Here is a 7,433-nt window from a genome sequence, read left to right on the forward strand (position 1 = left end):
CCAAGACCGGCGCGCGCGCAGGCCGAGTTCGTGCAGGTGCCGGCCGATTACATCAAGGAGGCCTCGATCGCGCGGCTCGCCACCGAGGGGCAGCGGCTGCTGCAGAAGTACCGGCCGTCGCTCGATGCGATCGAGAAGCGGTTCGGCGTTCCGCCCACCATCGTGCTGGCGATCTGGGGCCGCGAGACCGATTACGGCCGCTATTCGCTGCCCTATGACACGCTGCGCGTGGTGGCGACGCAGGCCTATGTCGGCCGCCGCAAGGATCAGTACCGCACCGAATTCATCCTCGCGCTGAAGATCCTCGGCGAGGGCGCCGTGACGCGCAAGGAGCTGCGCTCGTCCTGGGCGGGGGCGACCGGCTACACCCAGTTCCTGCCGTCGGAATATTACAAGCACGGCGTCGACCTCGACGGCGACGGCAAGGTCGACATCTGGCATTCGGTGCCGGACGCGCTCGCCTCCGCCGCGCAGCAGCTGGTCAACAAGGGCTGGCAGCCCGGCGTGCGCTGGGCCTACGAGGTCACGGCACCCGCCAATGCCGATTGCACGATCGGCGTGCCCGAAGTGACAAAACCGATCAGCCAGTGGCTGCGGGCCGGCTTCGTGCCAGTGCGCGGGCAAAAGCTCAATGCGACCGAGCAGGCGCAATCGGCCTCGCTGCTGCAACCCGAAGGCATCTACGGTCCGGCCTTCCTGACCACGCCGAACTACTTCGTGATCAAGGAGTACAATTTCTCCGATCTCTACGTGCTGTTCGTCGGCCATCTCGCCGACCGCATGACGAGCCCGCAGCCATTCGCGACGCCATGGTCGGCGTCGAAGCAGCTGCGCTCCGCCGATGTCGAGGCGATGCAGCAGCAGCTGACGAAGATCGGGCTCTACAAGGACAAGCTCGACGGCAAGGCCGGAATGCAGACCCGCGCCGCGCTCGGCGCCTATCAGAAGCAGGCCGGGCTCAAGGTCGATTGCTGGCCGAGCGAGGCGGTGCTGCGCGCGATGAATGGGCAGCGCTGATCGCCAAGCCCGCTTGGTGGCGGAAAACAAAAACCCGGCCGCGAGGCCGGGTTTTCGAGGGTGATGCTGAATAGCGTCGATCGATCAGTCGCAAACCTGGATGCGACGGAAGCGCCAGCCGTAGCCGTCCCAGAAGCGCTCACGAACCCAGCGGCACGGAGCTTCTTCGACGTAAACCGGTGCCGGCGCAACATAGACCGGGGCGGGACGGGCGCCTGCGATCGCGCCGCCGAGCAGGGCGCCGCCGATCAGGCCACCGGCAACGCCGGCCGCGATGGCCCCGCCGTCACCAGCCTTGGCAGCCGGAGCAACGGCCAGCGAACCGGCAATCGTGGTAACGGCGACAAGGGCAGCTAAAGTCTTCTTCATGTCTTTGGCTCTCCTGGAAGGTGGTGGCGTCGTGGTCCGACGCCGGGTTTAGGTGACTCACACGCTGATCTCGAACTGCTGTCTTGCTAAACAGCGCAGAACAGTCAACCGAAAGTAAACGTCCGCAGGCTCATCGCTCAGAAAAGCGGTTTTTTCTGGCCTTCTACAGCAGACGTCCCGGACAAACAGTCGGTTTTCCGGGACATCTGGTTCGAATTAATCGAGATGAACGGCGATCAATCGCAAACGCGGACTCGGCGAACGCGCCAGGTGTAGCCGTCCCAGAACCGCTGGCGCTGCCAGAAGCAATCGGGACCGTAACCGGGCTCGGCGACATAGGCCGGACCGGGCGCGTAGTAGCCATAGCCCGGACCGTAATAGCCGTTCTGCGAAGCGATCGCGCCACCGACGATGGCGCCACCGATCAATCCCGCAGCGACGCCAGCGGCGACGCCGCGTTGTGCTTGGGCGGGGGCGGGCACCGCCACAGCCGAAACCGCCAGAGTGGCGGCGGCGCAAAGCGCCAGCAATGTCTTCTTCATGACCTCACCTTTCTCACGGGAGCAGGGACAGCGTGCGTTGGCGATCTGCCTCGCCTCAAGGGTTCCATATTCCGCTTGAACGATCAATGAACGACGCTGCCGTATTCGCGTCCAAATGCTTGCAGCTTTTGGCATATCTTGCAACGCACAAGCTTGTAGCCGCAGTGAACCGGTGCTTGTAGCGGTGGAAGCCGGGATTGGCCCGGTAGACCGACCTGATGGGTTGCCTATTCCCGAAAGCCCCCACCAACCGATTTAGATTCATTCCAACATGAATCCCGCATCAGTTTGGAATTGCTACAAGAACGGGCTTTTCCCTTTGCATCCGGGCGGGGCCGACAATATCCATATTGGCGAGCATCACCCGTTGGACCCGCCTCTTCTGATGATTGTCTGTTCCTGTAACGTCCTCAGCGACCACGATGTCCGCAATGCCGTCAATGGCGGCGGGTCTGTGACACGAAATGCCAAGCAGGTGTATGGCTGCCTCGGCTGTAGCGCCGAATGCGGCCGTTGCGCGCGCACCATCAAGGCGATCATCGACGAGGCGCTCGGCCCCTGCGCCAAGGCCTGCTGCTCCGGCTGCCCCCACAGCGGCCATCCGCATGCCGCCAACGAAGACGCCGAGCCGGCCGAATTCGCGCTCGCGGCCTGCTAAGGCCGTTTCCGGTCCTGATCGACGCAGAACCGAAGCTCTCCCGTTTCAATGCGCTTTCTTCATGCGATCCGGCTGCCACATCGCCGGAAACGCTCTGCCTTCGCCAAATCCCCCGAATCCGGTTATCCACGCGCTGCTTCCGCGAAGGGTTGCTCTCTCCGATAATCTGATTTAGAAGCATTCTAAATTCAGTGCTGGCCGGTTTTGGCCGCGACAGGTGGAGTGGATCATGCAAGGCGACCCGAAGGTCATTGATTATCTGAACAAGGGGCTGCGCAGCGAACTGACCGCCATCAATCAGTACTGGCTGCACTACCGGATGCTCAACAATTGGGGCCTCCTGGAGATGGCCAAGGTCTGGCGCAAGGAGTCCATCGAGGAGATGGAGCACGCCGACAAATTCGTCGACCGCATTCTGTTCCTCGACGGCTTCCCGAACCTGCAGGTGCTCGATCCCCTGAAGATCGGCCAGGACGTCAAGGAGATCATCGAGTGTGACCTGGCCGCCGAGATCGGCGCCCGCACGCTCTATCAGGAGGCGGCGACCTACTGCCACGGGGTCAAGGACTATGTCAGCCGCGACCTGTTCGAGAGGCTGATGAAGGACGAGGAAGACCACATCGACTTCCTCGAGACCCAGCTCGACCTGATCAAGCGCATCGGTCTTGAGCTCTACACCCAGAAGCACGTCGGTCATCTGAAGGGCGAGGAGTCCTGACCGGCCTCTTCGCGCTCGGAGAGTAGCCTTCAAAAATGCGAGAGGCCGTCCTTGCGGGCGGCCTCTTTCGTTTCGCGATCAGGATGGAGTGATCGGTCAGTAGCAGCGGATGATGTTGATGGTGCGATCGCCATCGCGGCCGGGCACCGTCACGCTCTCGGTGGGGCAGCTCGATACATAAGGCCGATCCGACGGCACCACGGCCGGCGGATATCGATGCGCCCAATCCCAGGGCACGTCCTGGGTGTAGGTGTAGCGGACGTCGTTCGACGCCGGCGCCGGGACCGCGGCGGCGAAGGGGACATCTGCCGCGCCATCATAGTATCCGCCTGCGTCCGGCAGCACGATGCCGGGCACGCGCACATGATGACGGAAGGCCGGATGGTGCGCGGAAAACGTGCCGCGCGGCGCCGTTCCGGATCTCGCATAGGTCTCGGTCGAGGAAGCAAGCAGCAGCGCTGCAACGCCAAGGGACGCCAGCAGCGCCCCACATGTTCGATAAGCCATCGTTCGACAAGACATGGCCGGCACCAACTCGCGGTTACGGAGCATTTGTGCAGACGCTAGGCCGCGCCTGAGGGCGCCCGCAAACTCATCCTTAATTATTGGTTAAAAAGTAAGGTTAACAGGAGGTATATGTTTCAAATTGGCGCGACTGCGTGGCAGCGCCTCAGACCGCGTCCGCCGGAACGAAGCAGCTGATGATGATGTTGCCCCGGTGGTGCACGTACCACACCACAGCCTCGCCGACCGGGTTGCCGCGATCGCGGATGATCGCGCGCTCCGGCACCATCATCCATTCGCCCTCGATCGGAACCCAATAGGCGCCGCCCCGAACGTCATAGCTCGTGCGGTGGCCGTCGGAGATATCGCAGCATGGCACGCCGTTCGGCGCGATCACACTCTTGAACCAGGCGCGGATATCGGGCGGCACGTTGTCGTATTGGCCGTTGTCGAACGCCAGCGCTGCACCCGCCGTCACGGCGAGCCACGCAAGCACCGCGCCGTGCGTGAGCCTTCGCATTGCATCCCTCCGCGACAGCCTTGTGCGCGACACGCGCGCAGCGTCCCGCGCGCGAATCCGGTGTTGGTGCGATTAGGCACGAACCGCGCACGAGATGCATGCCCAAAGAATCAGCGAGCCAGCGCTGTTGTCCGTGATGCAGTGCGGGATCGTCGCGTTCAGGCTTGCGTCTTCGTGCGCGTCTTCTTCGCAGGCTTTGCCGCGATATTGTCCCGGGCCATTGTGAGCGCGCTGCGCAACGTGACTTGATCGGCTTTCGCGAGGCGGACATTCGTGCTGCCGCTCTTGCCCCAGCCGCCCGGCACCGGCCGGAAGATCTCCGGCTCAGCCTCGACCACGACAGCCTGTTGCTCCGGCGTCAGCTTCACCATGCCCCAATCCTTGTCGGGATAGCCGAGCGTCGCGAAGATGCGCTTGCCGACGCGGAAATCGGCGGTGCCGTGATGCGCGCCTTCGACCACCTCGGGCAGGCTCAGCGCTGTGCGGCGGAAGCGATTTGCGGACATGGTCGCCAACATCGAACTCGTCGGCTCAGCATATCACGTGCCGCTGACGGACATGTAGTCGGCTAGCTCGCCTTCAGCACGTTGAGCGCATACCATCCCCAATAGACACGGTGACGCTGGATCAGGCCGCCCTCGATCTCTAGGACCTCGACGAGATCCATCTGGTCGCCGTCCGGAGACTGGCGCGGATATTCCCAGGTGAGAATTCGGCCGTCGCTGAAGAAACCCTGCTTGAAGCGCCGCCGCTGCGGCGGGTTGGTGCGGAACACGCGCGTGATGAACTCGCGCAGCGCGGCGCGACCCTGGACGATCCCGTCGGTGGTCTGCATCAGGTGCTGGACCAGCGGGCTTTCGATCGAGGCATCGGGCGCGTAGAGCGCCAGCGCCGCCTCGAGGTCCTTGTTGCCGAGGGCCTCGTCCCACAGTTTGTAGATGCGTTCCGCGTCGGTATTGTTGGCTGTCATGACTGTTCCCTTGTGTTGCATTGACTGCCGTTGATTTGAGCGGAAGAGGCTGTCGCGACGTTTCAGGAAAATCTGAAATGAGTTTCGCGGCACGGCGAATGCGGGTAGGACGTTCCTGCGCGATCCGGAGGACGAGCAGTGAGATCATCCCAATCCGTGCAGACGGGATTTTCGCGGATCGCCGAGGCATTGGGCGATCCGGTGCGCGAGGCCATGGTCAGCGCGCTGGCCGACGGCAAGGCGCTGCCGGCCGGCGAGCTTGCCGCGGTTGCCGGCATCTCGCCGCAAGGCGCCAGCGCGCATCTGCAGAAGCTGGTGGATGCGCGCGTGCTGTCGGTGTGGGCACAGGGCCGGTTCAGATATTACCGGATCAGGGACGACGACGTCGCGGCGCTGATCGAGAACCTGGTCGATCTTGCGGCGAAAGCCACGGCCGGGCGCAAGCGGGCGATGCCCGCCGAGCAGCTCAGGCAATCGCGCACCTGCTACCATCATTTGGCCGGCCAGCTCGGCGTGCTGCTGTCCAACGCGCTGGTGCGCCGCCGCCTCGTCATCGTCGACGGCCGCGATGGTCGCGTGACCGAGCAGGGGCTGGCCTGGTGCCGCGCCGAAGAGGTCGATTTCGATCCGGCGCGGCAGCCGCATCTGCGGCTCTGCAATGACTGGACCGAGCGCGTGCCGCATCTCGCGGGTCCGTTCGCCAATGCCGTGCTGGCGCGGCTGGTCGCGATGCGCGGCGTTGCGCCGCATCGGATACCGCGCGCGTTGCGGATCACCGACCGGGGGCGGGCATTCTTCGACCGGCTCGGCGTGCAGGTTCCATTCTGAAGCCGCCGAATGTGAACCTAGCGGCCGTCCTCGACCTCGGTCTCCGGGCGGTCATTGCCGGAAGCGGTTTCGGTCAGCCATTTGCCGTCCGAGGTCTCGTACTGGATCGCCTCGGTGCGCCCGGGAACGCGCTGCTCGTTGGCGGCGCGCCGGGCGGCGGCAAGCGCCGCGGCATGGGTTGGAAACGGCTCCGAGAACACCCCGTTGACGGTATAGGCCCAGCCGCCATCGTGCTGGACGACCTTGTAGATCACGTGGCTCATCCGGAACCTCATTTCCATCGTGGACGATGAGGCTGCCAGAATAGACCACGATGTCGTATTTTGCAGCAGCCGATCGTCTTTGAGACATGAGCCCCGAGTGCGGGCGAGGGAGACCGACATGTGCCGCAATATCAAGACGCTGTTCAACTTCGAGCCGCCCGCCACCGAGGACGAGATCCACGCTTCCGCGCTGCAATTCGTGCGCAAACTATCCGGCTTCAACAAGCCGTCGCAGTCCAATGAGGCCGCCTTCAACCTCGCCGTGGCTGAGGTCTCGGACGCCGCGCGCAGGCTCCTGATCTCGTTGCAGACCACGTCGCCGGCGCGCGATCGCGAGATTGAGGCGGAGAAGGCGAGGGAGCGTTCGCGGCTGCGGTTCGGCTGAGGTCCGGGCATTCCGTGATGCAGGTCACGGTACGCTGCCATGCCCCCGGGCATCATGGCCGTTCACCCGGTCCCGGAGCAAACGCCATGAAGCCTGCCGCCCTGCTCACATTCTGTTCGATTGCGTTTGCCGTTCTCTGGACCTGCGGCATGCTGTGGTCGAGCGGCACGATCGACCTCGCCAACGTCATCATCCTGTCGGCCTGCGGGGCGTTCGCGGGTGTTGCCTGGTACTACGCGATGCGCTGGGTCTTCCAGCTCATGCAGCTCGCCCGACCCTCCGGCCAATCCGGGTGCGGAGCGGTAAGCACCAAGCACGACGCGGACATGGCGGCCGCGTCGTCGCGCGATGACAAGACGGGTTACTTCTTGTCCTTCTTGCGGTGCTTCTTCTTTTTCTTGTGATCGTCGTCCTCGTCGTCATCATCAGCGAAATCGATCGCGTCGACGTCAAGGGCGATCGCCTCCGCTGCTGCGCGCTCGGCGGCTTCGCGTTCGGCGAGCTCTGCGGCTTCGCGCTCCTTGGTGCGCTTGTAGTCTTCCCAGGCGTCGAAGATCATGTGCAGCCACGGCATCACCTGCTCGATCGACGGCAATTGGCCGGGCGGGCCGGCTTCACCGCGCGGCCCGGGCGGACCCTGCGGGCCCTGTGGACCGGCG

The 7,433-nt window shown here is 64.0% G+C and carries 13 protein-coding genes and 1 pseudogene; 6 read left to right on the forward strand and 8 right to left on the reverse strand.

What is annotated here, in order from left to right:
* The coding region (locus H8B02_RS43060) for a lytic murein transglycosylase (protein ID WP_229171819.1) at positions 1-1,017 on the forward strand (1,017 nt) is incomplete at its 5' end.
* An 84-nt stretch (positions 1,018-1,101) separates the two neighbouring features.
* On the opposite strand, the gene H8B02_RS43065 is transcribed toward H8B02_RS43060, so the two are convergent.
* Both H8B02_RS43065 and H8B02_RS43070 read right to left on the reverse strand, forming a co-directional pair.
* Positions 1,102-1,386 carry a hypothetical protein gene (locus H8B02_RS43065; RefSeq protein WP_092124594.1) on the reverse strand — a complete coding sequence of 95 codons (285 nt, stop codon included), beginning with the start codon at positions 1,384-1,386 and terminating at the stop codon, positions 1,102-1,104.
* 236 nt (positions 1,387-1,622) lie between these two features.
* Complete coding sequence (locus tag H8B02_RS43070; protein WP_050422015.1) at positions 1,623-1,928, reverse strand: hypothetical protein; 306 nt, start codon at positions 1,926-1,928, stop codon at positions 1,623-1,625.
* Positions 1,929-2,313: 385 nt separating this feature from the next.
* Between H8B02_RS43070 and H8B02_RS43075 the strand changes: the two genes are divergently transcribed.
* Positions 2,314-2,586, forward strand: coding sequence for a (2Fe-2S)-binding protein (locus H8B02_RS43075; RefSeq protein WP_016843730.1), 273 nt, complete (start codon positions 2,314-2,316; stop codon positions 2,584-2,586).
* Between the two features lie 229 nt (positions 2,587-2,815).
* On the forward strand, positions 2,816-3,304 hold the full coding sequence (gene bfr, locus H8B02_RS43080; protein WP_163155403.1) for a bacterioferritin: 489 nt from the start codon (positions 2,816-2,818) through the stop codon (positions 3,302-3,304).
* Positions 3,305-3,400: 96 nt separating this feature from the next.
* On the opposite strand, the gene H8B02_RS43085 is transcribed toward bfr, so the two are convergent.
* From H8B02_RS43085 to H8B02_RS43100, 4 genes are all read right to left on the reverse strand, one after another.
* On the reverse strand, positions 3,401-3,826 hold the full coding sequence (locus tag H8B02_RS43085; RefSeq protein ID WP_229171821.1) for a hypothetical protein: 426 nt from the start codon (positions 3,824-3,826) through the stop codon (positions 3,401-3,403).
* A gap of 148 nt (positions 3,827-3,974) precedes the next feature.
* Positions 3,975-4,328, reverse strand: a complete 354-nt coding sequence (locus H8B02_RS43090) for a hypothetical protein (protein WP_229171822.1) — start codon at positions 4,326-4,328, stop codon at positions 3,975-3,977.
* A 158-nt stretch (positions 4,329-4,486) separates the two neighbouring features.
* Positions 4,487-4,834: an MmcQ/YjbR family DNA-binding protein gene (locus H8B02_RS43095; protein WP_229171823.1), complete on the reverse strand. Its 348-nt coding sequence runs from the start codon at positions 4,832-4,834 to the stop codon at positions 4,487-4,489.
* A gap of 62 nt (positions 4,835-4,896) precedes the next feature.
* On the reverse strand, positions 4,897-5,298 hold the full coding sequence (locus H8B02_RS43100) for a nuclear transport factor 2 family protein (RefSeq protein ID WP_229171825.1): 402 nt from the start codon (positions 5,296-5,298) through the stop codon (positions 4,897-4,899).
* Positions 5,299-5,436: 138 nt separating this feature from the next.
* Here H8B02_RS43100 and H8B02_RS43105 point away from each other — a divergent pair, with 138 nt between their 5' ends.
* Positions 5,437-6,126 carry an ArsR/SmtB family transcription factor gene (locus H8B02_RS43105; protein WP_229171827.1) on the forward strand — a complete coding sequence of 230 codons (690 nt, stop codon included), beginning with the start codon at positions 5,437-5,439 and terminating at the stop codon, positions 6,124-6,126.
* 17 nt (positions 6,127-6,143) lie between these two features.
* Here H8B02_RS43105 and H8B02_RS43110 read toward each other — a convergent pair whose 3' ends face one another.
* Positions 6,144-6,389 (reverse strand): DUF2188 domain-containing protein, encoded by a 246-nt coding sequence (locus H8B02_RS43110; protein WP_016840968.1) that lies wholly within the window; start codon positions 6,387-6,389, stop codon positions 6,144-6,146.
* Positions 6,390-6,507: 118 nt separating this feature from the next.
* Between H8B02_RS43110 and H8B02_RS43115 the strand changes: the two genes are divergently transcribed.
* On the forward strand, positions 6,508-6,774 hold the full coding sequence (locus tag H8B02_RS43115) for a DUF2277 domain-containing protein (RefSeq protein ID WP_229171828.1): 267 nt from the start codon (positions 6,508-6,510) through the stop codon (positions 6,772-6,774).
* Between the two features lie 86 nt (positions 6,775-6,860).
* The gene (locus H8B02_RS43120) at positions 6,861-7,178 is read left to right on the forward strand and encodes a hypothetical protein (RefSeq protein ID WP_229171829.1); all 318 of its coding nucleotides are present in this window, start codon (positions 6,861-6,863) and stop codon (positions 7,176-7,178) included.
* Here the strand turns inward: H8B02_RS43120 and H8B02_RS43125 are convergent.
* Positions 7,136-7,433, reverse strand: a pseudogene (locus H8B02_RS43125) (collagen-like protein); the annotation flags it as partial. The gene H8B02_RS43120 and the pseudogene H8B02_RS43125 overlap by 43 nt on opposite strands.

It is taken from the genome of Bradyrhizobium altum (assembly GCF_020889705.1).
Taxonomy (GTDB): Bacteria; Pseudomonadota; Alphaproteobacteria; order Rhizobiales; family Xanthobacteraceae; genus Bradyrhizobium; species Bradyrhizobium altum.